The sequence below is a fragment of the Natronosalvus halobius genome (genome assembly GCF_024138145.1).
Classification (GTDB): Archaea; Halobacteriota; Halobacteria; order Halobacteriales; family Natrialbaceae; genus Natronosalvus; species Natronosalvus halobius.
The window spans coordinates 1,648,922-1,671,909 of the sequence record NZ_CP099997.1 but is presented as its reverse complement, the minus strand read 5'-3'; the positions used below and the strand labels follow the sequence as shown (position 1 = coordinate 1,671,909).

The 22,988-nt window shown below is 63.5% G+C and carries 38 protein-coding genes; 34 read left to right on the top strand and 4 right to left on the bottom strand.

The window, feature by feature from the left end; genetic code table 11:
* Positions 1-14: 14 nt before the first annotated feature.
* The 13 genes from NGM15_RS08210 to NGM15_RS08150 all read left to right on the top strand — a co-directional run bounded on the left by NGM15_RS08210 (position 15) and on the right by NGM15_RS08150 (position 9,567).
* The gene (locus NGM15_RS08210) at positions 15-722 is read left to right on the top strand and encodes a GvpL/GvpF family gas vesicle protein (protein WP_253437700.1); all 708 of its coding nucleotides are present in this window, start codon (positions 15-17) and stop codon (positions 720-722) included.
* Entirely contained in the window at positions 722-985 is a 264-nt protein-coding gene (gvpF, locus tag NGM15_RS08205; RefSeq protein WP_253437981.1) for a gas vesicle protein GvpF, read from the top strand. The genes NGM15_RS08210 and gvpF overlap by 1 nt, the downstream gene beginning before the upstream one ends.
* On the top strand, positions 978-1,856 hold the full coding sequence (locus tag NGM15_RS08200) for a gas vesicle protein GvpH (protein WP_253437697.1): 879 nt from the start codon (positions 978-980) through the stop codon (positions 1,854-1,856). The genes gvpF and NGM15_RS08200 overlap by 8 nt, the downstream gene beginning before the upstream one ends.
* A complete protein-coding gene (locus tag NGM15_RS08195; protein WP_253437695.1) occupies positions 1,849-2,790 on the top strand; it encodes a hypothetical protein in 942 nt (313 codons plus the stop codon). Before NGM15_RS08200 ends, NGM15_RS08195 begins: the two co-directional genes overlap by 8 nt.
* Positions 2,790-3,284, top strand: coding sequence for a gas vesicle protein GvpJ (gene gvpJ / locus NGM15_RS08190; RefSeq protein ID WP_253437692.1), 495 nt, complete (start codon positions 2,790-2,792; stop codon positions 3,282-3,284). Before NGM15_RS08195 ends, gvpJ begins: the two co-directional genes overlap by 1 nt.
* Positions 3,281-3,628, top strand: coding sequence for a gas vesicle protein K (locus NGM15_RS08185; RefSeq protein WP_305882007.1), 348 nt, complete (start codon positions 3,281-3,283; stop codon positions 3,626-3,628). The genes gvpJ and NGM15_RS08185 overlap by 4 nt, the downstream gene beginning before the upstream one ends.
* Entirely contained in the window at positions 3,618-4,688 is a 1,071-nt protein-coding gene (gene gvpL / locus NGM15_RS08180) for a gas vesicle protein GvpL (RefSeq protein WP_253437689.1), read from the top strand. Before NGM15_RS08185 ends, gvpL begins: the two co-directional genes overlap by 11 nt.
* Positions 4,685-5,098, top strand: coding sequence for a gas vesicle protein GvpM (gene gvpM / locus NGM15_RS08175; RefSeq protein WP_253437686.1), 414 nt, complete (start codon positions 4,685-4,687; stop codon positions 5,096-5,098). The genes gvpL and gvpM overlap by 4 nt, the downstream gene beginning before the upstream one ends.
* Before the next feature lie 219 nt (positions 5,099-5,317).
* Positions 5,318-6,169 (top strand): prephenate dehydrogenase, encoded by an 852-nt coding sequence (locus NGM15_RS08170; RefSeq protein ID WP_253437683.1) that lies wholly within the window; start codon positions 5,318-5,320, stop codon positions 6,167-6,169.
* Positions 6,166-7,656, top strand: a complete 1,491-nt coding sequence (locus NGM15_RS08165) for a small ribosomal subunit Rsm22 family protein (RefSeq protein WP_253437680.1) — start codon at positions 6,166-6,168, stop codon at positions 7,654-7,656. The genes NGM15_RS08170 and NGM15_RS08165 overlap by 4 nt, the downstream gene beginning before the upstream one ends.
* A gap of 130 nt (positions 7,657-7,786) precedes the next feature.
* Positions 7,787-8,689: a 5'/3'-nucleotidase SurE gene (surE, locus tag NGM15_RS08160; protein WP_253437678.1), complete on the top strand. Its 903-nt coding sequence runs from the start codon at positions 7,787-7,789 to the stop codon at positions 8,687-8,689.
* A gap of 52 nt (positions 8,690-8,741) precedes the next feature.
* Positions 8,742-8,972: an Rdx family protein gene (locus NGM15_RS08155; protein ID WP_253437675.1), complete on the top strand. Its 231-nt coding sequence runs from the start codon at positions 8,742-8,744 to the stop codon at positions 8,970-8,972.
* Between the two features lie 160 nt (positions 8,973-9,132).
* Positions 9,133-9,567, top strand: coding sequence for a helix-turn-helix transcriptional regulator (locus NGM15_RS08150; protein ID WP_253437672.1), 435 nt, complete (start codon positions 9,133-9,135; stop codon positions 9,565-9,567).
* 212 nt (positions 9,568-9,779) lie between these two features.
* On the opposite strand, the gene NGM15_RS08145 is transcribed toward NGM15_RS08150, so the two are convergent.
* Together NGM15_RS08145 and NGM15_RS08140 are read right to left on the bottom strand one after the other, a co-directional pair.
* Entirely contained in the window at positions 9,780-10,163 is a 384-nt protein-coding gene (locus NGM15_RS08145; protein ID WP_253437670.1) for a hypothetical protein, read from the bottom strand.
* 233 nt (positions 10,164-10,396) lie between these two features.
* Positions 10,397-10,606, bottom strand: coding sequence for a hypothetical protein (locus NGM15_RS08140; RefSeq protein WP_253437667.1), 210 nt, complete (start codon positions 10,604-10,606; stop codon positions 10,397-10,399).
* A gap of 327 nt (positions 10,607-10,933) precedes the next feature.
* Between NGM15_RS08140 and NGM15_RS08135 the strand changes: the two genes are divergently transcribed.
* Positions 10,934-11,167 (top strand): hypothetical protein, encoded by a 234-nt coding sequence (locus NGM15_RS08135; RefSeq protein WP_253437664.1) that lies wholly within the window; start codon positions 10,934-10,936, stop codon positions 11,165-11,167.
* 723 nt (positions 11,168-11,890) lie between these two features.
* Here the strand turns inward: NGM15_RS08135 and NGM15_RS08130 are convergent.
* Positions 11,891-12,244, bottom strand: coding sequence for a hypothetical protein (locus NGM15_RS08130; RefSeq protein ID WP_253437661.1), 354 nt, complete (start codon positions 12,242-12,244; stop codon positions 11,891-11,893).
* A gap of 115 nt (positions 12,245-12,359) precedes the next feature.
* Here NGM15_RS08130 and NGM15_RS08125 point away from each other — a divergent pair, with 115 nt between their 5' ends.
* Positions 12,360-12,851: a hypothetical protein gene (locus NGM15_RS08125; RefSeq protein WP_253437658.1), complete on the top strand. Its 492-nt coding sequence runs from the start codon at positions 12,360-12,362 to the stop codon at positions 12,849-12,851.
* Between the two features lie 24 nt (positions 12,852-12,875).
* Here NGM15_RS08125 and NGM15_RS08120 read toward each other — a convergent pair whose 3' ends face one another.
* On the bottom strand, positions 12,876-13,145 hold the full coding sequence (locus NGM15_RS08120; protein ID WP_253437655.1) for a hypothetical protein: 270 nt from the start codon (positions 13,143-13,145) through the stop codon (positions 12,876-12,878).
* A gap of 413 nt (positions 13,146-13,558) precedes the next feature.
* Here NGM15_RS08120 and NGM15_RS08115 point away from each other — a divergent pair, with 413 nt between their 5' ends.
* From NGM15_RS08115 to NGM15_RS08025, 19 genes are all read left to right on the top strand, one after another.
* Entirely contained in the window at positions 13,559-13,888 is a 330-nt protein-coding gene (locus NGM15_RS08115; RefSeq protein ID WP_253437652.1) for a WDGH domain-containing protein, read from the top strand.
* Positions 13,885-14,640: a hypothetical protein gene (locus NGM15_RS08110; RefSeq protein ID WP_253437649.1), complete on the top strand. Its 756-nt coding sequence runs from the start codon at positions 13,885-13,887 to the stop codon at positions 14,638-14,640. The genes NGM15_RS08115 and NGM15_RS08110 overlap by 4 nt, the downstream gene beginning before the upstream one ends.
* A gap of 115 nt (positions 14,641-14,755) precedes the next feature.
* Complete coding sequence (locus NGM15_RS08105) at positions 14,756-15,274, top strand: hypothetical protein (RefSeq protein ID WP_253437646.1); 519 nt, start codon at positions 14,756-14,758, stop codon at positions 15,272-15,274.
* Between the two features lie 3 nt (positions 15,275-15,277).
* A complete protein-coding gene (locus tag NGM15_RS08100) occupies positions 15,278-15,754 on the top strand; it encodes a hypothetical protein (RefSeq protein ID WP_253437643.1) in 477 nt (158 codons plus the stop codon).
* Positions 15,754-16,353: a hypothetical protein gene (locus NGM15_RS08095; RefSeq protein WP_253437640.1), complete on the top strand. Its 600-nt coding sequence runs from the start codon at positions 15,754-15,756 to the stop codon at positions 16,351-16,353. Before NGM15_RS08100 ends, NGM15_RS08095 begins: the two co-directional genes overlap by 1 nt.
* Positions 16,346-16,546 (top strand): hypothetical protein, encoded by a 201-nt coding sequence (locus NGM15_RS08090; protein ID WP_253437637.1) that lies wholly within the window; start codon positions 16,346-16,348, stop codon positions 16,544-16,546. The genes NGM15_RS08095 and NGM15_RS08090 overlap by 8 nt, the downstream gene beginning before the upstream one ends.
* Positions 16,546-17,367 (top strand): ATP-binding protein, encoded by an 822-nt coding sequence (locus tag NGM15_RS08085; RefSeq protein ID WP_253437634.1) that lies wholly within the window; start codon positions 16,546-16,548, stop codon positions 17,365-17,367. Before NGM15_RS08090 ends, NGM15_RS08085 begins: the two co-directional genes overlap by 1 nt.
* Positions 17,364-17,531, top strand: a complete 168-nt coding sequence (locus tag NGM15_RS08080; RefSeq protein ID WP_253437631.1) for a hypothetical protein — start codon at positions 17,364-17,366, stop codon at positions 17,529-17,531. The genes NGM15_RS08085 and NGM15_RS08080 overlap by 4 nt, the downstream gene beginning before the upstream one ends.
* Before the next feature lie 62 nt (positions 17,532-17,593).
* Positions 17,594-17,887: a hypothetical protein gene (locus NGM15_RS08075; RefSeq protein WP_253437628.1), complete on the top strand. Its 294-nt coding sequence runs from the start codon at positions 17,594-17,596 to the stop codon at positions 17,885-17,887.
* Positions 17,888-17,892: 5 nt separating this feature from the next.
* Positions 17,893-18,369: a hypothetical protein gene (locus tag NGM15_RS08070; protein ID WP_253437625.1), complete on the top strand. Its 477-nt coding sequence runs from the start codon at positions 17,893-17,895 to the stop codon at positions 18,367-18,369.
* Positions 18,370-18,374: 5 nt separating this feature from the next.
* A complete protein-coding gene (locus NGM15_RS08065) occupies positions 18,375-19,094 on the top strand; it encodes a hypothetical protein (RefSeq protein ID WP_253437623.1) in 720 nt (239 codons plus the stop codon).
* A 1-nt stretch (position 19,095) separates the two neighbouring features.
* The gene (locus NGM15_RS08060; protein WP_253437620.1) at positions 19,096-19,347 is read left to right on the top strand and encodes a hypothetical protein; all 252 of its coding nucleotides are present in this window, start codon (positions 19,096-19,098) and stop codon (positions 19,345-19,347) included.
* A gap of 51 nt (positions 19,348-19,398) precedes the next feature.
* Positions 19,399-20,316, top strand: coding sequence for a hypothetical protein (locus NGM15_RS08055; protein ID WP_253437618.1), 918 nt, complete (start codon positions 19,399-19,401; stop codon positions 20,314-20,316).
* Complete coding sequence (locus NGM15_RS08050) at positions 20,309-20,473, top strand: hypothetical protein (protein WP_253437615.1); 165 nt, start codon at positions 20,309-20,311, stop codon at positions 20,471-20,473. The genes NGM15_RS08055 and NGM15_RS08050 overlap by 8 nt, the downstream gene beginning before the upstream one ends.
* Position 20,474: 1 nt before the next feature.
* The gene (locus NGM15_RS08045) at positions 20,475-20,909 is read left to right on the top strand and encodes a hypothetical protein (protein ID WP_253437612.1); all 435 of its coding nucleotides are present in this window, start codon (positions 20,475-20,477) and stop codon (positions 20,907-20,909) included.
* On the top strand, positions 20,896-21,120 hold the full coding sequence (locus tag NGM15_RS08040) for a hypothetical protein (protein WP_253437610.1): 225 nt from the start codon (positions 20,896-20,898) through the stop codon (positions 21,118-21,120). The genes NGM15_RS08045 and NGM15_RS08040 overlap by 14 nt, the downstream gene beginning before the upstream one ends.
* The gene (locus NGM15_RS08035; RefSeq protein ID WP_253437607.1) at positions 21,117-21,602 is read left to right on the top strand and encodes a hypothetical protein; all 486 of its coding nucleotides are present in this window, start codon (positions 21,117-21,119) and stop codon (positions 21,600-21,602) included. Before NGM15_RS08040 ends, NGM15_RS08035 begins: the two co-directional genes overlap by 4 nt.
* Positions 21,603-21,604: 2 nt before the next feature.
* Entirely contained in the window at positions 21,605-22,393 is a 789-nt protein-coding gene (locus NGM15_RS08030) for a hypothetical protein (RefSeq protein ID WP_253437604.1), read from the top strand.
* 2 nt (positions 22,394-22,395) lie between these two features.
* On the top strand, positions 22,396-22,932 hold the full coding sequence (locus NGM15_RS08025; RefSeq protein WP_253437601.1) for a hypothetical protein: 537 nt from the start codon (positions 22,396-22,398) through the stop codon (positions 22,930-22,932).
* Positions 22,933-22,988: the final 56 nt, after the last annotated feature.

Below are 22,988 nucleotides of genomic sequence, written 5' to 3'. Positions count from 1 at the left end.
CGCGAGGTGGCACGGTGGCTGACTCGAGTTACCACTACGTGTACGGGATCGTCGCCTCGAGCGACGCCGACGTGATCTCGCTCGAGGAAGTCGAAGAGTCCGAGGAGTTCGAGGAGGACGACGATTCAGACCGGGAGACGCTACCCGTGGAGGGGACGGGCGTCGCCGGGGCGACCGAGTTGTACCCGGTATCCCACGGGCGACTCGCCGCACTGGCGTCGCCGATCGACGTGACCGATCCCGAGGAGACCGACGAGGACGCGAAACGCCACGACGCGGTGCTCCGCGCGCTGTTGACCGAGAACGGCGGCCGAACGATCATTCCGATGCGATTCGGCATGGTCTTCGAGAGCGAGCGCGCGCTCAAGAACGTCCTCCGCGGCGGCCGTGGCGCGTTTCGACGAACGCTTCACGACATCGACGACAGGGTCGAACTCGGCCTGAAGGTCGTTCGCGAGCAGGACGCGACCGTCGACGACGAGACGATCGTCGAGCGGGTGAGCGACGAACTCGAGCCACTGGCCACGAGCAGCGTCGATAGCGGGGAGTTCAGCGATCGGCTTGTACTCAACCGCTCCTACCTCGTCGACCGATCGGAGCGCGAGGCGTTCGACACCGCCGTCGGCGAACTCGAGGCCGACCTCGAGGACGTGATGATCCGGTACTCGGGACCGTTTGCACCGTACAGTTTCGTCGACGTCAAGATCGGGGCCGAGCGATGATGGCGATCATCGTCGACGACCTGCTCGTCCGCCCGTTCGTCGGTCTCGTCAACACGTTGCACACGATGGCGATCGACGAACTGTACGACATCGACGCCCTCGAGGACGAGCGCAAGGAAAACCGACTCCTCTACGAACTCGGCGAACGGTCGAAAGGCGAGTACGAGGAGCGCAAAGACGAAATCGAAGCCGAACTCGAACTCGCTCGCGAGATCCACGAGGAACTCACGAGCGGACGCGTGGAGGTCCGAACCAATGACTGACGAACCACCAGATCCCCCAGATTCACCCGACAGTCCGCCCGAGGAACCACCTGAGGAATCGTCCGAGGACCCACCGAACGACGGCGACGATTCGGTGTCCGACTCGAGCCAGCCGTCCGACCAGGAGCCGACCGCGGGAGACGACGAAGTCGACGCGGGAGAGGATGCGACGGAGGAGCGATTCGGCGAATCCGGCGTATCCGGCGAATCCGACGAACTCGACGAACTCAACGAACCCGGCAACCAGCCGAACGAGCGACCGGATCGGTCCGACGAACAGGGAAACGAGCGTCGTCCGTCGACCCCGTCCTCCCGTCGACCCCAGTCGGAGTCCGGGTTCGAGGCCAGGCCAGGCGGAAAGCTCCTGTCGCGGCTCTTTCGGCTCCTCGAGTCGGGAGCCGAGAGTAGAACCGAATTCGGTGGCGCGTACGGAAACGCGCCCTTCGGTGACTCGAGCCGACGCGACGATAGTATCCGTCCCGGGTTCGACGCCGACGTCGACCTGACGATTAGCTCGATCGAGCCCGACGGGGACGCCGGCAGTCGAAATCGGCGTCGCGGATTGCACGACGAGCGCTCGTCCGAGCGCACTCGACGCGGCGTAACCCCGTCGATCGACGTTGCAAAGCGACGATACGGAACGGAACTCGAGGTCGTCGCCGACGTCTCGGCAGTCGGGGAAGATCGGGTCCGTGTCGGGTTCGACGACGAAGACCTCGTCCTGGCCGACACCGACGGCCACGAGCTGTCGCGCGTAAGCCTGCCGTGGCCGGAAACGGAGGCCGACGCGTCGGTGAACAACGGCATCCTCACGGTTCGGGTGACTCGGGTGGATTCCCCCGACCCCGCGGACGGTGAGATCGATGAGTGAAACCAACGAAACGGGCGAGACGGGCGAGACGAACGAAACGAGCGAAATAGGCGACAAAATCGACATCGAGGCCGACGACCTCGAGTCGATCGTCGAATCCGGCAGCGCCGCGCTCACCGCGCTCGAGGGCGACCTCGCCGACGTCGACGCGCTGGGCGATCTCGACGACGATGCGCTCGAGAACGTGCGGGAGAACCTCGACGCGCTCGAGGACGTGACGACGGCCCTCGCCGAGTTCGTCGAGGCGATGGACCTCGAAGATCTGGCCGAGGTCGTCGAGCCAGGCGAGTTGCTCGACGCAATCAAAGTGGGCGAGATCCCGGATGCGCTGCAGTCGGGCGAGATCCACGATGCGGTCGACGTGACGGCCCTGCTCGACGCGCTCAACCTGCTCGAAGCGTGGGGCGCGACCGACGTGACCGACGTGCTCAGGGAGGGTGACGATCTCACCGACACCCTCGAGGACGTGAGCGAGGAAGACTCGGCCGTCGGCGCGGCGGCTTCGACGGTAACGGACGACGATGGCGACGACGATGATGACCTCCTCGAGGACGAACTCGACGTCAGCGCCGAGGAAACCATGGAGGCCCTCGACGTCGACGTGCTCGAGGACCCCGAGTACGTGCAGGTCTCGATCCAGCAGGCTGCGATGGAGGCCATCGACGGCGTCCGCTGGACGCTACTCGAGACTCACGAGCAGTTCGAGAAGCTCTACGAGTTCAACCGGGAACGGATGCGCCGCCAGGACCGAGGAACCACGTCTCGGAATCCGACCGCGGCGTCGACCATGCCGGTCGGCCGGGCGGACCTCGGGAGTGACAACCGCTACTCGACGGTTCCCCAGCAGGTCAAATTGTCGACGGCGCCCGCTCGGCGTCGGATCTACGGCAGACGATTCGAGATCGAACGGGAACGCCAGCGGGGTGAGCGCTGATGGTGGACGCAGTCCAGCCAAGCCGTCAGCAGGCCGACCTCGCGGACGTCGTCGAGATGCTGCTCGACAAGGGGATCGTGATCAACGCCGACATCGCCGTCTCCATCGGCGATACCCAGTTGCTCGGCATCCAACTTCGCGCCGCCATCGCCTCCTTCGAGACGGCCGCGAAGTACGGCCTCGAATTCCCCGAGGGGACGGACATGCGCCGCGTGGCGGAGGCCGCGGGCGAACCGGAACTCGCGGAGGAGGATCGGCGCCTGATCCCACCCGTCGCACCAGTCCACGGCGTGAATGTGACTGGCGAGGACGACCAGATGGAGCGTTCGGATGCGGACGACTCGAGTGCGGCGGATGCAACCAAGTCGGACGAGGACGAATTGGACGACGATACCGACGGTTCGAGTGGGGGGGACACTGACGACGGTGAGGAGAGCGAAGACGAAGCAAAGGCCGAGGTCGAAGCCGAAACCGACGGAGGCGAGACCACGTGACCACGATCGACGTCGGCGAGGACGGCAACGCGCGCCAGGGACTGATGACCCTCGTCATCACCGTCGTTGAACTCCTCGTCGAAGCGCTCGAGCGGGAGGCGATCCGGCGGATGGAATCTCCCGATCTCACCGACGAAGAAATCGACCGGCTGGGGCGCCAGCTCGCGACCATCGAGGCCGAACTCGAGCAACTCAAAGCCGATGAGGGAATCGAGGAGGGCGTCGCCGATCTCCGAAACGACCTCGACGGCCTGGTCAGCGACGCGATCAGGCAACTCGAGGGCGATCCGACGAACGTCGAACCGGGCCACGCCGTCCTCGGAGGTGACGACGATGGGGCGTGAACAGCGCGAAACCACTGCCCAGGAACGGGAAGTGAACCGCGACGACCTGGCAGGTCGCGACGCCGAACCCGTTCCTGACGCCGACGCGACCCCTGACTTCGCCGAGGGACGGTACGTCTACTGCGTCGTCACGCTCGAGAGCGGCGAGGCCGACCTGGACGTCGAGGGGATCGACGACGAACCCGTGTCGGTCGTCGCGCTTGAGCGTGACGACAGGGACAGAGACAAGGACGGAGGCAGTGACAGGGACGGAGACCGGAACGCGACCCTCGCCGCGGTCGTTCACGCCTGTGACTCGCTGTACGATTCAGCCGACCTCGCGCAGGTCAAACGGTGGCTTGTCCGCCACCAGACGGTCATCGACCGGGCGAGCCAGCGGTTCGGTACGCCGCTGCCGTTCCAGTTCGACACCATCGTTCGGGGCGACGACGACGCCGTCCGTGGGTGGCTCGCGGACCAGCGGGCCCAGCTCGAGTCGGCGCTCGCGGACCTCGCCGGCCACGCGGAGTACCGGATCGAGGTCGTCGAGACCGATCCGCCCGACGAGGAGACGCTGATCGAGCGCGACGACGAACTCGCGTCGCTGGCCGAAGAGCGAGAGGCCGCCTCGGAGGGGCGGGCGTTCCTCCTGGAGAAGCAGTTCGACCAGCGGATCAGGGACCTCCGGCGTGACCGACGAGCGTCGATTCGGGAGTCCCTGCGTCAGTCGCTCGAGTCGTGTACGCGGGAGGTACAGGTGCTCGATCGCCAGCCGTCGGTGAGTCTCTCTAGCGCTTCCAGCGGCTCCGGCGGGGCGGGGAAACCGACTGACGGAACCCGGCTCTGCCGACTGACCGTCCTCGCCCGGGAGAGCGAGGAGGAGACGATCGGTTCGGTACTCGACGACGTCGCCGAAAAACCGGGGCTCGAGGTCCGGTTCACCGGCCCGTGGCCGCCGTACTCGTTCGCGCCCACGCTCGGGGAGGAGACGGACGCTGCCGCGGGCGGTGGTCAGCCTGGAAGCACGGAGACGAGGACGCAATCCGAGACGGAAACCCAGACGGGTGATCCCCAGCGATGAAACCCGACCGGGACGACGACGCGCTGGTCGACGTCCTCGACGTGCTCCTGCGCGACGGCGCGGTCGTGCGCGCCGACGTGATCGTCTCCGTCGCGGAGATTCCGCTCGTGGGCATCAAACTGTCCGCCGCAATCGCCGGCATGGAGACGATGACCGACTACGGCCTCTTCGAGGACTGGGACACGACGCGGCGCGCTCGAGCAGTCGAGCGCCGCCAGTACGGCCATCGGCGTGGAGACGACCAGCGCGAGGTCGACGCGAACGAGGCCCGTGAACTCCAGGATCACCCCACGATGCGCCCGCAGGGGGAACCGCGGCGATGGACGCCGGCGCCGGAGGACGAGCGAGAGCGAGAGGGAGAGCGCAGGCGCGAGTGCCCACAGCCATCTACTGTCTCCGACGACGAGTGACCGCGACAGCGACCGAAGTCGGACGACGGACGACTCGAGAATCGAATCGGGCCGAACCGACCGAGTGAGCGAACGCTGGCCGGACCAACTGATCGAATCGAGCGTGCGCTGAACAAATGGATCGAGTCGAGCGCACGTCGAATCGACTCGAGCGAGCGAACGACGGGCCACCGACGCCCACCGAACCGTTTTTGCGCCGGCGACGGGTAGCGGTCCCCAATGGAGGTTCTAATCGTCGGCGCCGGTGCGATGGGAACGTGGTTCGGGGAAGCGATAGCCGACGATCCGTCCGTCGACGCGATGGTGGCGTTCGCCGACGTCGATGAGGACGCCGCCGAACGGGCCGCCGAAACCGTGGCCGGAACCACTGCCGACCTGGATGGAGCGACGACCTACGACGCCGTCTGCGTGGCCGTCCCCATGGGTCGCGTCGAGGCGTCGATCGAGCAACACGCGAAGCGGGCCGAACGCGCCATCCTCGACGTCACCGGAGTGATGGCCACCCCGCTCGAGGCGATGGCCGCCCACGCCGACGACCTCGAACGAGCGAGTCTCCACCCGCTGTTCGCCCCCGAACGCGCGCCGGGGTCGATTGCGACGGTACGTGCCCGCGAGGGGCCAGTCACCGACTCGCTCCTGTCGGCGCTCGAGTCGGCGGGCAACCGCCTCGTCGAGACCACGCCCGAGGAACACGACCGGGCGATGGGTTCCGTCCAGGCGGCGGCTCACGCTGCGATCCTGTCGTTCGCCCTCGCGGCGGAACGCGTCCCCGAGGGGTTTCAGACGCCGATTTACGACGACATCGAGCGACTCGCGACCTACGTCACTGGGGGCAGCCCTCACGTGTACGCGGACATTCAGCGAACGTTCGACGGCGCTGACGCCGTCGCCGAGGCCGCTCGAGCGATCGCCGACGCCGACGACGAGGCGTTCGAGGCGCTGTACGACGAGGCGACGGAGCGGTGGAGTGCTCGGGAACGCCTCGACGACGGTGAAACGGACGTCCAGGACGACGGCGAAACGATAGATCAGGACGGCGTCGAGAGCGTGAACGGAGGTGACTGCGAGTGACCGACCAGCGCGACGCCATCCGATCGAACGCAAAGTACCTGCGCCAGGTCCGACCGATCGATCCCGAGGAGATCAGCTCCTACGTCGAGGGCGAACCGCACCCGGCCGTCGTCGCCCAGATCCTCCGCGAGGAGGCCCTGGACCTCGGTCTCGTCGAGCGCGAGGACGGGACGTTTGCCCCCGTGAGCGACGAACCGGTTCCGCCGCGGTCGGCGGCCACCACCGATCCCGTTCATCGATTGCCCGAGCGGTACGTCACCCGTCTCGAGGAAGACCTAGTCGACCGCTACGGCGTGGACTGGCACGAGGGCCCCTCGGGTTCGCTCCTCCGGTCGACGATCCGGCGCACGAAGTCCCAGTACCTCGAGCGACAGTCGGTCTCCTACGACGAGGACGTCGCCGCCGGCTACGCCATCTACCACCTGCCGAGCTACTACGCAGCGATCCAGTACGTCCTGGACGACCTCGCCGAGCGGGGGTTGCTCGGGCGGCGGTTGCGCGTGCTCGATGTTGGGGCCGGCGTCGGCGGGCCCGCGCTGGGGCTGTTCGAGTTCCTCCCCGACGATTCGCTGGTGGACTACCACGCGGTCGAGCCAGGCGAGGGCGCCGACGTGCTCGAGGCGTTGCTCGGGGAGACGGGGCAAAACGTTCACACGACTGTCCACCGGACGACTATCGAGGCGTTCGAACTGGGGTCACTAGACGATAACTGTGACTCCGATGCGGATCCCGGGTTCGACCTCGTGCTCGCCTGTAACGTCCTCAGCGAACTCGAGGATCCCGAAGCCGTCCTTCGACGGACGCTCGAGTGGCTCGCACCTGACGGCTCGCTGGTGGCGATGGCGCCCGCCGACAAGAACGCCAGCATCGAACTCCGGGAACTCGAGCGAACCCTCGAGGCCGACGGGGTGACCGTCTACAGCCCGACTGTTCGGCTGTGGGGCGGCGAAACGCCCGAAGACCGGGGCTGGTCGTTCGACGTGCACCCCGATCTCGAGGTGCCATCGTTCCAGCGAAAGCTCGACCGGGCGGGCGAGGGCGCGGACCCCGGCGAGTTCGTCAACGTCGACGTCCAGTTCTCCTACTCGATTCTCCGACGGGACGGAACCCGTCGAATAGCGATCGGTCTCGAGGGGAGCGGGCAGGCGAAGATGGCCGAGATGGAACGCCACGTCACGAACCGGATCGACCTGACGGCTGCGAAGCTCAGCCACTCCCTGAGCGACGCCCGTGGAGAAGACGGCGGGACCCGAGGGGGCGATGCAGACGACCGGAAACCGAACCCGATCTTCAAGATCAGTGACGGCAGCGAGGTCGTCGACCACTACGCCGTCGTGACGAACGAAACCGCGCTCAATCGGCCCCTGCTCGAGGCCGAGTACGGCGATGTGCTCGCGTTCGAGAACGCGCTCGTCCTCTGGAACGACGACGAGGGCGCGTACAATCTCGTCGTCGACGAGGAGACGATCGTCGACCGGATCGGCTAAACCAGCTGAATGGACTGAACCGGTTGTATTGGCTGAACCGATTGAACCGGCTAAACCGGCTGACGAGAGCCGAGACGACTCGACGTTCGCCAAACGGAGCACTTTTCGATCACGGCGCCGACAGATGGGTATGAACGAGCGCGAGCGCGAGCGCAACCGAGATCGGGACCGGGACCTGGACCGGGACCAGGACCGGGACCAGGACGGCGACAGCCTCGAGATCCTGCTGACGAACGACGACGGGATCGACAGCCCCGGCCTCCGGGCGCTGTACGACGAACTCACCGCCATCGGCACCGTGACGACGGTCGCCCCGGCCACGGACCAGAGCGCAATCGGACGCGCCCTCTCGAACGACGTCGACGTCGAGGGCCACGACCTCGGCTACGCCGTCCACGGCACGCCCGCCGACTGCGTCGTCGCCGGCCTCTCGGAACTCTGCCCGACCGACCCCGACCTCGTCGTGTCGGGGTGTAACAAGGGCGCCAACCTCGGCGAGTACGTCCTCGGGCGCTCGGGTACCGTCAGTGCCGCCGTCGAGGCCGCATTCTTCGACGTCCCCGCGATCGCCACCTCGATGTACGTCCCCACCGGCGACCTCGCGTTCACCGACGTCGAGACGACCACCGAGGACTACGCCCTCGCCGCCGACGCGACCCGCTACCTCGCCGAACGCGGCCTCGAATCCGGCGTCTTCGAGACGGCCGCGTACCTCAACGTCAACGCGCCGATGCCCGACGGCGCAACCGAGAGCGTCGACCTCGCCCCGCTCGAACTCACACGCCCGTCGAAACGCTACGAGATGGACGCGAGTCGCCACGAGACCGGCGTCACCCTCCACGATCGCGTCTGGGAGGACATGGACCCCGACGTGATCCCCGACCCCGAAGGGACCGACCGGCGGGCCGTCGCCGAGGGTCGCATCAGTGTCTCCCCGCTAACGGCCCCACACACGGTCGCCGATCACGATCCGCTGGCGGACCTCGTGTCCTCCTACGGCCGACTCGAGGGGCGTTCGCGCCCGGAATTTTAACGAACGCGACGGGGCCGCCACCACTTTCCGTATCCGCAACGCTAGTTGTGACATGCCCTCCCTCGAGATCGAGTACTGCCACCCCTGTGGCTTCCTCGACCGCGCGCTCGACGTCCAGGCGGCCGTCATGCGATCGTTCGGCGGCGACCTCAAGTCGGCAACGCTCACCGTCGGCGACCACGGGGTATTCGTCGTTCGCGTCGACGACACGGTCGTCTTCAACGTCAGCGAGGAACCGTTCGACGTCGACGAAATCGTCAGGACAGTCCGAGCCGAACTGTGACCGGCGGGGCCGACCGTCGAACCGCGGCCCACGAAAGTGTCGGATTCGACTTAGTTCTCGAAAAGCGACTCAACACCGGACACATATAATACTGCGAGCACAAGAGAAAGGTAGGAGCACATCCTATCAGCGATGTCAACCGAGGTTGGTGATCACACAAATGGTATTCAATTCACTTCGAGACCGTCTCTCGTCCCTCTTCGGATCGGAGGCTGCCGACGCTGAATCGGTCGACGGCCAGTCGGCATCTGGGACGCCCTCCGATCCCGATGCGACTCCCGAGGAACCGCCCACAGGACCGGGCACTCGAGAGCACAAAGAGACGTTGAGCTACGCCGAACAGGTCGAGTACGGCGCCAACGACCGCGAAATCGCCGACGAGGACAAAGTCCTTCGCCTCCTCGTCAAACGCGGCGGGCGCGTCGACGAAACGACCATCCTGGAGGAGACGGGATGGAAAGAATCACATCTCTCGGCAGTCGTCGAGGAGATGGAAGCCGACGACCAGGTCAGTGCGATCACGGTCGGGCGAAAGCGCGTCATCTGTCGGCGCGGCTTCGAGCCCAAAGGGTACCGGTCGCACCTGAACGAGTAACTGGGGATTTTTACGGGGGTTGGGGACCTCTCGAGAGCAACCGGCGCTAGGGCTGGCTTTCTGATTTTCGCGTCCAGGATGGTATTTCAGACGTCGTCGGGTTCGAAGGGGTGTGGAAAGGTGTGGTTCTGGCTGAGGGCTCCTGGTCGAGCCGTTCCACTGCGTGAACCGACGTCTCTGAGGCGATAGCGGTGAGGACAGAGTAGATGCAGCTACGAGATCGCCGCAGGTACACGCTCGAGCGCGCCATCTAACTGGGATTCGTGGCGGCCGAGCATCTTCCGCATTACCGCTTCAGCAGCCATGTCTGCAACGATTCCGTCAGGGATCCAGTTCTGGTCTGTCGGCGTCCCTCGACCCTGTAGTTCTAACACGGCGAATTCGGCGATGTGAGCGTGTTCGATGTAGTGGGTAGCGAGGTTCGCGTACTCCCATGCCGTCCGCGGGTCTTCGAAATCCACGAGCGGTTTGCGTCTTTCGTACCCCGATTCGATACCCGTTCGGAACGAAATCGAGTAGACGGTTGCGTCTGCCTCCGTGTCGCGTTCTCGAGCGTAATTCACTCCATCTTTCGAAACGACGTGTGTGGGGGTCACGAAGACACCTATCTCCCCATTTTTGTAGCCGTCCTCAGTATCTTCCCACGCTGCATGATGTGACACCATTTAGCGTCCACTCGGTTTCCCATCGCATAGAGTTTTTGGACTGTCAATCTCCTGCTGACGTTCTACCTGTGTTCGCTACGTCCTGGCTTGAGGACATTGAACAAAGTATTTTCAAAACCGAACAGAGACGGTCTACAACACGTGCTTAGATCACCTCCGTGTCGTCAGTTACATGATCGATCCCATAGCCTGGTGATGGGGGTGGCGTGGTCGCGAGCGAGTCGCCACCCCTCCTCGGTTCGCTCAACGACCCCCAGGGCTTCTCGATCCCGGAGCGTGAGTTCGACCTGGTCAATCGGCATCCCGGTGACGTCGACGATCTCCCACTTCGTGAGCGGTCCGTTGGCAAGGATGTGTTCCTCGAAGCAACTCATGTGATCGAGGGCCACACCAAACAAGAAATAGGTGAGCCGTCCGGGGCGAAAGTGGTCGACCCCACGATATCGAGAACGAGTGGCTGATCGAGTAGTTACGGATTTACAATTGGTCTCTCCGATAGCTGGAATCACAGCGTATGGGTTTGTCAAAACTCCCAAAATTTGATGTGTTTTAGCTCTGTGTTGAATACACAGCGCAGATCTCGAGAAGTACCTCAGGGACAAACCCCTAAGTACTCGTTCTGTAGAATTTACCATCGTGATTCACACTAGTGAAAGGGATTCGGAAGCTATTACCAATTGGAAAGAGGTTGGTATCACGTTATGGGAGTATTAGATGCGTTCGGTTCGCTGGCTAGTGCGCTAATAGCGGGTTTCGTTATGCTCGCCTTTGCGATTTTGAGCCTGTTCGTTACTGTCTTTGTCGTAGACATGGCCGCGGCAATTGGTGGTCTCAATCCGGATGACGGCTACGTTGTCCTCGGCGCAACCATCCTCGCCGCCGCCGCCATCGTGGCAGGCGGCGTTGGCTTTTCCCTCCCGGAAGAATCAGCGTAAATCAGCTTTCTGCGCTCATCCTCTGTACCTCACACACAACTTCTGACCGTAGTTCGATAGTTCATTTATCCCGAACATAGGTTTGGCTCGCTTGCCGGCATATACCAGCCCGAACGGAGTACTCACGTAGTTATAATCGAGTTCGCTCTGTTGGTTGGTCCCTTCGATCGGGTGTCCGATCAGCATCTACACGAACTCGATTCCACGTTACCAGCGCGAAACAAACTTCAGGGGAGGGGGAAGAGGTATGCCTCTAGTGAGGATTGAGTGGCAGAAAGGCTCGCGTGGGACGGCATTTACAAGCGGTACAAGAGAACTCCCCCGGGATTGGATTTAGCATTTATTTATACAAACCATTAGGACAACACATTCCTGGCTGGGCGGTGGTCTACTGCATACAATTGCACGACGGTTGTGACGGGTTACCCGAGACGGGGGCTAATCGAGGCGTCGGTGCTTGCCGGAAGACGGGTTTGACTCGGGTCTCTACAGGGTCTAAGTGTGATAAAAGACCGACGCAAGCTGTCGTTCATGCTCCGCGTCGTCGCGTGATGGACTTGCCGGGCGGGCAGTCGGCGACCAACGCTATAGTCATTCGTCGTACAGCGGAGGGTTCGAGCGATGAGCGCGTTCTCCCAACCTACCGATGGGAAACCACTCGAGTTCACGACCGAACGAGACGGGCAGACGAGATCGTGGGCTCGAGCCCGCCCCGGCGACGCTTTAATCGAAGCGTTCGGTCGATTCGGCTACAAGGTGATCCTTCGAGACGGCGAGGACGTCCACTACTGCGCTCTCGGAGTCGAGAACGGCGAATACATTGGGCGGTGCGACTGCAAAGGCTGGAAGTACCACGATGGCCCTTGTGCGCACCTCTGCACGCTCAGGAAAGCCGCCTTCATCGGACTCATCAACGTCGAAGAAACGGATGGCAGTCTCGACGATGAGCACGAGATGCGCCAGATGACCGGTGAGATGTTCGATGGAGAACGATTCGACGGCGCAATAGAACGTGCGAAAGGAGAGGTGTGCTGCCGATGACGCACGCACCCGCGCGCGATAGCCCTCCGCGGGCATCCCCCAGGGGGCGTGTGGCTAAACTGTCTATCGCGACGCCGTCTGCGTGTTCACCCGTGAACACGATGGGGTCAAACACCATCGATTCTGTGTACACGTCGGTAGGTGGTCATTGATGAGCCGGATGGGTGCCGAAGGCTACAGCAGCGCCGGTCAAACCCGTCTCAGCGCGAAAGTCGACGCGGAACTAAAAGAGGACTTCAAAGCCGCCTGTGAAAAACTCGGTGAGACGATGACCGACGTCATAGAGGCGCAGATGCAAGATGTTGTCTCTGAGTGCGGTGGCGTCGATGTCGATAGTAGAGACGACGGGTACTATCCGTCCGATCCGCAACTCCGCGGACTGTACGAAGCGTGCCTCAAGTACGCAACGGAGGACCTGAAGATCTACCAGCGGCGCCACGCCGGAAGTATCGCTCAGGAGACTCGGCAGGTGAGCAAGAGCGAACTCCCAGACGCTCTAATGCCTCTCCGACAACAAGGATTCGTGGCTCTCGGAGCAATGCCGATTGATCTCTCCGGTAATGCGGTCCATCGCTGGCGGAGCTGGCACGTTAAGCCGCCGTGCGCTGATCCGAAGCGGTGGAAGTATCGCGAACGAAGATAGAGCTAATCACACAAATTATAAGAGTTACTCGTCTTCCTCGAGGACTTTTCTTCGTTTGGCGTCCCAGATTTTGTGACGCTGTCGAATTTCTTCCCTTTTCGATTTGGAAAATGTCTGATTTACTATCTCAGTCCCGCCAACAAGTGTCACTGCTTCTGTTCCACAATCCGGACAATACCATATTTCAAATTCTTCATCGGATACCACGAAATCGTCGATAAACAGCAGTAAGTCGGTACATTTGGAACACTGCGGGTTACCGGGATAACTCCATGCTTCAGGATTGTCCTTCATTGATTGCAGATAGTAACAGATCCCTATAGAATTTTTGCTCAGAGCGTCTCATAAGCGAGGTGGTGTATAGTACTACTACGACTTAATCGGCGTCACGATGAACGATCCCGTTTTCACGTCATACGCAACTTGAAGCGGCGTTCCTTGCTCGATTTCCTCGTTATCGCTGAAGGGGCTGGGAAGAACCGAGTAGACACTGTTCCCGTTCTCTTGTGCACGAACCATTCCGCACGGAATCGTCTCATCATCACGGTGAGCCTCAGCCGCTTGCTGGGCGCGAGCCGACGCAGTTGTCATCACGTGAGGTAGGTGGTGATCCACCTACAAAAATACACGTCTCAATTGGTATTTCATTGCTTACTGAAGTTCCAATTCTGTCACTTGTGATGTACGTCACACCGGTTTAGCGGAGTATGGACCCACCCGATGAGTCCGAAAAGAGTATCGACGACGTATACCACGATCGCAATCTGCTCGCGATCGCCTTTGCAGCGATCGTCGCGATGGCTTGGGGGCCGGAATCGGCCGGCTATTACTATCACGACGGCTGGCCGGTGATCTGGGTCGAAACGCCCGCTGGTCAGAAGTCGTGGCACGTGACGCCCGACCTCGAGGACGTCATCAAGCGATCGACCCTCCAGGAGAGCGAGCCGCCCAAGGGATTCGATGGGCACGATCGCGTGACGAAGAACAGCCGTCTCGCCCGCTACATCACCGGCTCATACAGCACATTTCCGGAATGACCGAGCGCATCGAATTCGGATCGAAGTCGGCAGCCGACGCCTTCCGTAACGAGCACGAGGGCCACCTGGGAAGCCACGACGACCGGCGGTTGAAAACAGTCGCGATCTCCTCGAGCGCGCCCGATTGGGTGCTGGAAGAGGCAACGATCGAGGCGGCTTCCGGTCGGTCCGATCGAGGAAGCCGTGGCGGCCAGGTTAAACTGACCGACCACGAGCGCGAGTCGATCGATTTTACCCGGACATCGATTCCCCACGCCAGGAGCGTGAAAGGGTTAATGATCGAAACGGGCGTCGACGACTGGCTCGCGTACTACGACCACACCCTCAGCGTCGATGAACACCGGGAGGTGGCCGAGCGGGCAACTCGCGACGAACGCGGGGCGCGCATGGACGCCGGGGCCGACGTTGACGAGCGGCTCGCGGCAGCTGAAGGGGCGCGCGGCGAGCAGTGCGAGCAGGCCCGCGACTACTGCGAAGACGAGGGCGACGACGACGCTTGTCAGTTCCTCCAGGAGGCGTGCGGCTTCGATGAGGACGATATACAGACTCTCCTCGAGGCCGAACCCAGCGACCTCTCCGGTGAGATCTATGGCGCCCTGCGTCGGCTCTGGCTCCGCTACCAGATCGCCGTCGCGGACGCGAAGGAAGCAGCGGCGGCGATCAACGAAATTCACCGAGAAAGTGGGCGCGATTTCGTCTCGTTCGAGGAACTCGGTGATCGGCAATTGACCGAGGAAGACATCGACTGGTGACACCATGACCAGCTATTACTGCCCCGTAGAGGGGTGCGAGAAACACGACGACGAATGGAACGATGACCAACCCCCGTTTGCCTCTCCCGAGGCGGTCAGGGGCCATATTAACGCGATGAGCGACGACGACCACCAGCAGGCTAGGGACGAAAGGGCCTGGTCGACCGCCCTGGAGGTACCCGAAGAAGGGGACGGCAAGGGGAAGGAGACCACCGACGAGGTGGAACAGAATGTGATCGAACAAGCAGAAGACCAGCCAGAAGGCCCCGATGAGGGGGGTGAAGCGACCGACGAGGAGGTATCCGAGATGGTGAGTCAGGAAGAGTACCAACAACAGCAGGCAGAATCGACCAGCAAAACTGGCAGCAGTGAGGCCGACGACAAGGAGGTCCGCGAGGCGATCGAGCAGGCAGACGACCAGGGCGAAGACGGCCTTCTACCGTCGGTCGGCAGTGCCGTCCCGGAACTCTCACCGATGACCACCTTCGTCATCATTTGCGGGGTGTTCGCGGCGATCGTTATCTGGCGAGTGTACCGCGCCCGCTCGGAAGATGAGCCCGTTCTTGAGGAGGCCGTCGACGAGGAGAACGAGACGCGGAGCCAGACGACCGGACTCACGATGATCGAACAGTAACCCATGAGCGACGATACTGACGCTGTTGACGAGGCCATGGAGGATCTCGAGGCAGCAAACGAACCCGACGAGGAGGAGACGCCGGAGATCGACGGCGACGCGACCGTCGATGTCGACCTCGAGGCAATCGACGCCGACCTCGAGGACGACGAGGAGGGTGACGCCACCCCCAGCAGTGACGAGAGCGGTGCCACGCCCGATGTAGTGGGCGAGGGTGACACGATGGGGGACATGTACGTGAAGGGGCTTTGCAGCGTCTCCAACGCGGTTATCGAGCAGCACGGCGGCGACCCAATCAACGAGTCGGTCGCTCGCGATCTCGGGCTCGATTCGGCAATGGATGAATGGATCAAAAGCAAGGGCGGAAGCGAGGATCTTCCACCGGGGCAGGCGCTCGCGATTGGGACGACGATGTTCGCGATGGCGGTGCTCGCATCGAACCCGCAGATCGTTAACGGACTTCTGGAGGTACTCGAATAATGCTAGGAAACATGCGCGAGCGGACGATCGGGAAGGTAGTCGGCAACATGATCAACGGCGAGGCGGGCGACATCCTGACGGGGCTGATCGCCGCGAAGGAAATCGACCTGCTCGAGCGCGTCGACCGGCTGCACGACGCCGTCGACGTCGACCAAATCGAGTCGATCCCGTCGAAGGCCGATCGGAAAGAGCAGTTGAAGGCGCTCGTTCAGGCGCTCATCAACGACGAGATCCCGGCGTTCTGGTTCGACGTCGTCGGCGAGGACACCCTCGAGAACGCGGCAGACGCCCGCGAGTATCTCGACCTCGAGGGCGACGAATGGACGCATCGCGTCGACAAGATCGTACGCTCGTACCGGAAACAGGGCGACGAGCGGCCCCGGTCGGAGATCATCGCCGACTACATCAACCGGAAGCACGGCGTCGACGTCGGCTGGTTCGTGAGCCACGTCGTCAACTGGACGCCGACGCAGAAGCGAAACGTCGCGTCGACGTTCCTCCTGGGGAACTTCAACGCGGTTGGCGCCGGGATCAACGCGGCGCTCGAGGCGATCGAGGACGACGTCGACACGGAGGGCGGCGATGCTCCCGATGAGTGATGAGCAACTGACGCAGGCGCTCCTGGGGGCGCTGGCGCTGGTGTGTGCGCTGATTCTCGAGGCAGGCGACCGGCTTCGCGACGACGTCGATGACGATCGTCTCCTCGAGGACGACTGCGCCCTCGAGGTGGTGCGTGTCTCGCCCGACGTCGTCGTGCTTGAGGAACCCGTCGACGAGGACCGGAGGGCGTAATGTCGCGGGTCGGGCTCGCGGCGAAAAGCGGCTGGGGGAAGTCGTACAACACCCAGCTATGGCTCGAGAAAAACCTGCCCGACCAGGATTTCGCGGCGATCCTCGATTACAAGGACGAGTACCGGGGCCTGGTGCGCGGCGTCGAGCCGTCGTCGCCGGAGACGGACCTCTGCCGGTGGTACATCGCCGGGCCGAACGAGGTAGACCTCTCGCCGACGCAGTGGGCGGCGATCCTCGAGGCCGGCGGGCGGCTCGTGATCCCGCGCTACCGGATCGACGGCGACGACTGGCGGGCGGTCGTCGGCAACGTCGCGGCGGCCTGCCGACGGCTGTACGAGGACCACCCGAAGGCGAAGATCTTGCTCGCGATCGACGAGGCGCATATCGCGGCGCCCCAGAAAGGGAAGTACCCGGAGGCGACGAAGAAGGCGGCGACGACCGGGCGAGGCGAGGGCCTGTCGTCGCTCTGGGTGACCCAGCGGCTCGCGGAGCTAGCCGAAACCATCGCCGCGCAGTGGGATGAGCAGATTCTCGGCGGCTTCTCGAGCGACGCCGACCTCGGGAAGATCTCGGTCGACTACCCCGCCGACGTCCACGACACCCGCTCGCGACGGGCACCCCCGTTCCCGAGCGAAATCCAGGTCGACGGCGAGAACCTGCCGCTTCGGAAGTTCGAGGACGACGCCGGGAACACCGTCGGCAGTGAATGGGTACGTTCGAACGACTCAGGCCTGCTCGAGCGCGTCAACACGGGTGACGCAACGATGCACTCCCGCCACTACGGGAGCGAAGGCCAACAACTCACATCACCGTACGAATGAGGATCCAAATCACACTAACGGGCGAGAGAGCCGACGAGTACGCCGAACGGAAGCAGCGCCTCGAGGACGCGCTCGGTTACGAACTCTCGCACCCGGAGGCGTTCGGGATTTTGATGAATCCTGCTGTATCTGACGAAATCGTTTCGTCACTGGCGAAAGCCTAATACCTCGTTTTGCCGGGTTTCGCACGGGTTTTACACCATTTTAGGTGTTCTGACAAGGCGCAATGTCTGCGACTGAAGAACTCGAACGACTCATCGACTTCGACCTCTGGGAAGAGGTGGCGCTCGTCTTCGCGGGCTACCTGCTTCCGTTCGTCGTGAAGACGGTCCTCGAGGGCCGTGGAATCGTCGAACTCCCTGACGAAGTGTACGGCCTGGCGACGATCCTCGGCGCCGGCTACGCGCTCGAGGGAGATTACCGAAACGCGGCGGCAGTCGGCGGCGGCGTCTACGTCGCTGACACCGTCGCGAACGATCGCATCGGCGTCAAACAGCGGCTCACGGAGATGGCGGCCTAAGAATCATGGGACGGAACATCAACCACAACAGCGACATCGTCGAACTGCACGAGAACACCCCTGGCGACCTCACGCCGGTCATGACAATCAAACCGGAGGAGGGGACCATGATCCAGATCGGGAACCGCGTACCCCAGGGCGACGCGCCCGGCCTGCCGATCTACGCCGACCTTCGCGACGTCGACGGCGACCCGCTTCCGGTCGACACCACGTTCGTCCTCACGGCGAAGCAGCCGGGCGACCCACGCAGAACGCCCGTCTCGCTGGCTGAGGACAACATCAGTACCTATCTCAACAAGACGATCAGCGAGCAGCAGTCGACCGACCACGTCGACGCGACGAAGATCGAGCTTCGCGGGAAGGCGGTCAACGTTCGCGACGTCGACGAGCTGGCCGTCGAGATCGAATCGTCCGTCGCGATCGACTGGTCGAACTCGAAGCTGTACTTCGAACGCTCTGGCGTCCGCGAACGCCAGCGGTGATCGTCATGCAGGGAATCATCAAGGAACTGGCGCAGATGCCGGCGACGCCGGCGCGCCTCGAGCGGGACAGCTTCGACCACCACAACGGCGAGGCGGGCAGCCGCTCGCTGGTCGCGTCGTTCCGGGCGCCGAATCCGCTGGTCCTTCGGTCGGATCGACCGATTCGGGTCGTCATCACGGCCTTCGACTCGTTCACGACCGACGGCAGCGGGAACAGCCAGACGTTCGAACTCTCGCACGACCTCGTCGAGAGTCCGCAGTCGCAGGACCTCATCATCTTCGCCGACGGCGCTCGCGTGAAGCCGGACGCGGTCGACTACGACGCCGACTCGTTCGACTACACCGACGGCGGCGCCGGCGAGGACCTCGCGGTGTACTACATCAGCGGGGCCGACTGCGAGATCGAGATCGAGAAGCAAGCGCCCTCGAGCCAGGGCTCGGTGTCCGAACGCGTCTTCGAGGAGCCGCTTTCGCTGCTCCACCAGCGCGACCAGGACGAACAGCCCCGGTACTTCGAACTGGGCGCCTCGCCGCTGCAGGCGGTCGTTCCCCGGAAGTGGCGCCTCAACGTCTACGCCGACGGCGAGTACGGCGCGACGTGGGACGACGAGACGACCGGGACGAGCGCCCGCAACGCGGTCCTCTCGCTGCCGTACAAGCAGGGCCGGGGCGAGGTGAACGGGCTCGGTCGGGCGGTGGCGCACGACACGGTGAACCGCTCGTAACATGATCGAGAGCCCGCTCATCGTACCGGAGGACGGCGCGAGCACCACGGGCGGGCAGGTGGCCGCGACAGGCGCGTACACGACGACGTCGACGCCGGACGGGGCGGCGGGGGCGAACTCCGCGAATCCCGTCGACGAGTTTTTCGCAGGAACTCGCTGGCGACGAGACGACGTCGTGTTCGCACTAGCGGCGCTCAACCTGGTGCTCGTGCTCATCAACATTTGGACCTCTCTACAGGTCAGAAAACAATGACGAACCACACCAACACGACGACGACGAACAGCACTCACGGAGGTGAGAACGATGGTATTCGGAGGGATCGTTGACGGCGCCAGCGACGCCTGGGACGACGCGACCGACACGGTCGGTGACGCGGTCGACTCCGGCAGCGACGCGGTCAACGACGCCTGGGAGACGGGAACCCACGAGTTCGACGACACCACCAACACGGTGACGTCAACGGGCGGCTCGTTCTTCGACGACGTCACGGGCGGCCTCTCGGACGCCTGGGACTCGGGAAGCGACGCCGTTGACGACGCGGCCTCGAGTGGCGGCTCGCTCTGGGACTCGGTGACCGGCGGCTTCGATGACGCGGTCGATGACGCGGCCTCGAGCGGCGGCTCGCTCTGGGATTCGGTGACCGGCGGCGCCGGCGACGTCTTCGACGACGCGACCGACACGGGCGGCTCGATCTGGGACGACGTGACCGACACGGGCGGCTCGGTCTGGGACTCGATCGGTGACACCGTCGACGACGCGACCGACGCGGCTGGCGACGCTAGCGGATCGATCTGGGACACGGGAACCGGCGTGATCGGTGGCGGCTTCGACGCGATCGGGGACGCCGGGAGCGGCCTGGTCGACTTCGGCGGCTCGATCATCGGCGGCGCTGGTGACGCTGCAGGCGATGCAGCGAGCGGCGTCGGTGGCGTCATCGGCTCGATCGGCGGCGGGATCGGTGACGCCCTCGGAGCGATCGGGGGCGGCGCCGCGACCGGGATCGGCGCGGTCGGCGGAGGCGCGGCGGAGACGGTCGGCGGCCTGCTCGCGTACTTCGCGAGCTACGGCGACGAAGAGATCACGCCCGAGCAGATCGAGCAGGGCCAGGCGCCCCCGGCGGGCTCGCTGGTAACGAACCCCGTCATCATGGGCGGCAGCGCGCTCGTCGCTGTGGGCGCGTACTACGGGTACACGCGGTACTACGGTGGTTCCGATGAGTGACGCCGGCGGGCTCTCGAAAGTCGCGCTGCTGGTCGGGCTCGTGCTGATCGTGATCCCCGAGCCGGCGACGACCGCGACGGGGCTCGCGATCACGACCGCCAGCGTCGGCGTCAACGTCGCCGGCAGACAGGCCGAAGCGGCAGCAGGAGGCGCCTGAGATGGTCGACATCATCGACGCTGGCGGCGGCTTTCTCGACTTTACGGGCGACGTCGCGACCGGGGCCGGCGATGCGGCCACGGACGCGGCGGGCGCCGTCGGTGGCGGGCTCGTCGACACGGCGGGCGACGCCGTCGGTGCCGTCGGTGACGTCCTCGGGGACGCGGCCTCGACGACTGCCGACGTCGGCGGGTCGGTCATCTCGGTTCCGATCGACGCGCTTCGCTGGGGTGCGGAGGGCGTCGGTGGCGCAGTGGCCGACTTCGCGACGTGGGCCACTGGCGGCGTCGTCGGCGCGGGTTCGGACGTCGCAGGGGCGGCGTTCGGCCCGTTCGTCGACTTCGGGCTGAAGGTGGGCGTCGTCGCGATCGTCGCGTACGTGCTCGTCTCGAAACTCGAGATCGACGTCGGAGGGGTGACCGATGGAGCCAGTTGAACTGCTGGGGAACTTCGGGTTCCCGGTGGTCGCGTTCCTGCTCATGTTCCGTCTTTACCGCGAGGAACGGAACGAGCGACGCGAGGAGCGGTCGAACTGGCTCGAGGCGATCAAGGCGCACACGGGGGTCCTGCGCGACATGCGTCACGACGTCCGTAGCGTCGCGACTGACGGCGGCGAGGACGAACACGACGGAGGACTGAACGAATGACGCTCGGCAACATCGGAACGACCTCACCGATCGACAACCTGCTCGCTCCGTACTTCCCGGGGCGCGACGGCCTGCTGCACCAACTCCTCGAGGACGAGAACGCGGCGCTGCAGGCGGCGATCCTGATGGAACTGCAGCGGCAGAACGGCAACGATCCGCTCGAGGCGCGCGACGAACGCCCGGACCAGCAGGAAGCCGAATACTTCGTGACCGAGCAGCCGCTCCCGGTGACGTCGGTCAACCAGACCGACCAGCACATCAACTGGGGGTTCCCGGCGACCTCGGTCCAGGTCTGGGGCTTCGATGCCCCGATCTACGTCGCGTTCCGCGAGAGCGGCGACAATCGACTGATTCCGCTCGATCCGAAGGATGCGCCGTACAACGCGGGGCCGGAGGGCGGGCTCGGGTCGTCGTCGATCTGGATTCGGAAGCCGAGTGAGGGGACGAACGACACGACGATCAAAGTGAAAGCGTACAAGTAAAAATGGCATACGATAGCAAGGTCGACGTCACTTTCGACACGGCGATCGACGACTTCATAGCGGCGATTAGTGGAATGGCAGACTGGTCCGTCGTCCGAGATCACACGGACGGGACCACGGACAGCAACAACGATGGCGAGTACATCGTTTTCGAGTACGCCGGATCAAGCATCACGCCCAACGTGTTCATCTCGTTCGGTGACGAAAACGACTACGACTACAATCAGGAACTCGAGACAGGAACGTGGGACGACGCCAACCTCTCGATGAATAGCGACGCGGGGGAAATCCTCAACTTCTACCAAATCTCGAGATCGTCAAACGTCCACTACGACATGGGCTACGTGAACGATCGAGGTTTCTGGTTCCGAGTCGACGAGGACACCGGAGCAAGCGGCGACACGACCGAATACTTCGGGGTTGGCGTCGTCGAAAAGATTTGGGACGACTCGGGAGCCGACAGCCCGAACGCCGAGCTTGTCGTCACTCACAACCCCCGAGAAACGGAGTATCACGCTGCTCCGCACCCGAACGACGACGAGCGTTACGAAGATATGAACTGGGGCGGCGTCGGTGGCATGAATCCCGATCCGAACGACGACTCGGTGATCTGGACCGAGTGGATTCTTCGCTCGAGCTATCAGTCGAATAGCTGGCCGCAACAGTTCGGCAAGCATTCGATGTGGATCACCGACAACGGTAGTGGCTTCGCGAACGGTGACATCGTGCAAGATTCGAGCGGGAACGACCTGTTCGTGTTCTTCAGCGGTGGACTTTGGAGGATTGCTTAGGGATGGCAACCTACACCGGCACGACGTCGTCTCCGTTCGTGAGCAGTGTCGAGCCGGAGGCGATTCACGTCGTCGAGACGTACACGCAGGCGGGTACGCCGACGATCGAGAGCCACGTCGAGCCCGAGGCGATCCACATCGTCGAAACGTTCAACGAGGCGGATCACACGTCGACGGTCGACACCCATCGAGGCGTTCAGATCCCGACCGGGCCGTTCAACCGGGTGAGCGTCCAGGCACTCGACCAGGAGGGCGACCCGCTCGACAACACGCTGTACATCGGGACTCGGGAGAAGTTCCCAACGATGGCGCCGCTCAACGAGGACTCGGTGGCGACGATGTACCTACTCCCGAATCACAAATATACGGAGTTCTTCGTGATCGCGCTCGACGACTCACCGGGGTACGACCTCGTCTGGTACGAGTCAGACGCGACGTCAATCCAGTCCAACATGGAGATGGGCGTTGCGTACTTCAACAAGAACGAGCCGGTGACGAAGAGCGGGCTGAACGCCGGGATCGGCGTCTCGTTGGGATGATCTCAAGTAGGATCAAGATGTCCGTGAAGCCCTGATTCGAGGTCATTTAGGGAAAT

Bases quoted from the DNA above. Each gene is read 5' to 3' on its own strand.
- NGM15_RS08060 (WP_253437620.1), top strand. From the start codon at position 19,096: ATGATCGAGAGCCCGCTCATCGTACCGGAGGACGGCGCGAGCACCACG.
- NGM15_RS08200 (WP_253437697.1), top strand. From the start codon at position 978: ATGACTGACGAACCACCAGATCCCCCAGATTCACCCGACAGTCCGCCC.
- NGM15_RS08030 (WP_253437604.1), top strand. From the start codon at position 21,605: ATGGCATACGATAGCAAGGTCGACGTCACTTTCGACACGGCGATCGAC.
- NGM15_RS08045 (WP_253437612.1), top strand. From the start codon at position 20,475: ATGGTCGACATCATCGACGCTGGCGGCGGCTTTCTCGACTTTACGGGC.
- NGM15_RS08115 (WP_253437652.1), top strand. From the start codon at position 13,559: ATGGACCCACCCGATGAGTCCGAAAAGAGTATCGACGACGTATACCAC.
- NGM15_RS08135 (WP_253437664.1), top strand. From the start codon at position 10,934: ATGGGAGTATTAGATGCGTTCGGTTCGCTGGCTAGTGCGCTAATAGCG.
- NGM15_RS08155 (WP_253437675.1), top strand. From the start codon at position 8,742: ATGCCCTCCCTCGAGATCGAGTACTGCCACCCCTGTGGCTTCCTCGAC.
- NGM15_RS08110 (WP_253437649.1), top strand. From the start codon at position 13,885: ATGACCGAGCGCATCGAATTCGGATCGAAGTCGGCAGCCGACGCCTTC.
- gvpL (WP_253437689.1), top strand. From the start codon at position 3,618: ATGGGGCGTGAACAGCGCGAAACCACTGCCCAGGAACGGGAAGTGAAC.
- NGM15_RS08170 (WP_253437683.1), top strand. From the start codon at position 5,318: ATGGAGGTTCTAATCGTCGGCGCCGGTGCGATGGGAACGTGGTTCGGG.
- NGM15_RS08040 (WP_253437610.1), top strand. From the start codon at position 20,896: ATGGAGCCAGTTGAACTGCTGGGGAACTTCGGGTTCCCGGTGGTCGCG.
- gvpM (WP_253437686.1), top strand. From the start codon at position 4,685: ATGAAACCCGACCGGGACGACGACGCGCTGGTCGACGTCCTCGACGTG.
- NGM15_RS08125 (WP_253437658.1), top strand. From the start codon at position 12,360: ATGAGCCGGATGGGTGCCGAAGGCTACAGCAGCGCCGGTCAAACCCGT.
- NGM15_RS08055 (WP_253437618.1), top strand. From the start codon at position 19,399: ATGGTATTCGGAGGGATCGTTGACGGCGCCAGCGACGCCTGGGACGAC.
- NGM15_RS08080 (WP_253437631.1), top strand. From the start codon at position 17,364: ATGAGGATCCAAATCACACTAACGGGCGAGAGAGCCGACGAGTACGCC.
- NGM15_RS08140 (WP_253437667.1), bottom strand. From the start codon at position 10,606: ATGAGTTGCTTCGAGGAACACATCCTTGCCAACGGACCGCTCACGAAG.
- NGM15_RS08075 (WP_253437628.1), top strand. From the start codon at position 17,594: ATGTCTGCGACTGAAGAACTCGAACGACTCATCGACTTCGACCTCTGG.
- NGM15_RS08025 (WP_253437601.1), top strand. From the start codon at position 22,396: ATGGCAACCTACACCGGCACGACGTCGTCTCCGTTCGTGAGCAGTGTC.
- NGM15_RS08120 (WP_253437655.1), bottom strand. From the start codon at position 13,145: ATGAAGGACAATCCTGAAGCATGGAGTTATCCCGGTAACCCGCAGTGT.
- surE (WP_253437678.1), top strand. From the start codon at position 7,787: ATGAACGAGCGCGAGCGCGAGCGCAACCGAGATCGGGACCGGGACCTG.
- NGM15_RS08100 (WP_253437643.1), top strand. From the start codon at position 15,278: ATGAGCGACGATACTGACGCTGTTGACGAGGCCATGGAGGATCTCGAG.
- NGM15_RS08070 (WP_253437625.1), top strand. From the start codon at position 17,893: ATGGGACGGAACATCAACCACAACAGCGACATCGTCGAACTGCACGAG.
- NGM15_RS08090 (WP_253437637.1), top strand. From the start codon at position 16,346: ATGAGTGATGAGCAACTGACGCAGGCGCTCCTGGGGGCGCTGGCGCTG.
- NGM15_RS08085 (WP_253437634.1), top strand. From the start codon at position 16,546: ATGTCGCGGGTCGGGCTCGCGGCGAAAAGCGGCTGGGGGAAGTCGTAC.
- NGM15_RS08095 (WP_253437640.1), top strand. From the start codon at position 15,754: ATGCTAGGAAACATGCGCGAGCGGACGATCGGGAAGGTAGTCGGCAAC.
- gvpJ (WP_253437692.1), top strand. From the start codon at position 2,790: ATGGTGGACGCAGTCCAGCCAAGCCGTCAGCAGGCCGACCTCGCGGAC.
- NGM15_RS08130 (WP_253437661.1), bottom strand. From the start codon at position 12,244: ATGCCCGCGGAGGGCTATCGCGCGCGGGTGCGTGCGTCATCGGCAGCA.
- gvpF (WP_253437981.1), top strand. From the start codon at position 722: ATGGCGATCATCGTCGACGACCTGCTCGTCCGCCCGTTCGTCGGTCTC.
- NGM15_RS08035 (WP_253437607.1), top strand. From the start codon at position 21,117: ATGACGCTCGGCAACATCGGAACGACCTCACCGATCGACAACCTGCTC.
- NGM15_RS08105 (WP_253437646.1), top strand. From the start codon at position 14,756: ATGAGCGACGACGACCACCAGCAGGCTAGGGACGAAAGGGCCTGGTCG.
- NGM15_RS08050 (WP_253437615.1), top strand. From the start codon at position 20,309: ATGAGTGACGCCGGCGGGCTCTCGAAAGTCGCGCTGCTGGTCGGGCTC.
- NGM15_RS08195 (WP_253437695.1), top strand. From the start codon at position 1,849: ATGAGTGAAACCAACGAAACGGGCGAGACGGGCGAGACGAACGAAACG.
- NGM15_RS08065 (WP_253437623.1), top strand. From the start codon at position 18,375: ATGCAGGGAATCATCAAGGAACTGGCGCAGATGCCGGCGACGCCGGCG.
- NGM15_RS08150 (WP_253437672.1), top strand. From the start codon at position 9,133: ATGGTATTCAATTCACTTCGAGACCGTCTCTCGTCCCTCTTCGGATCG.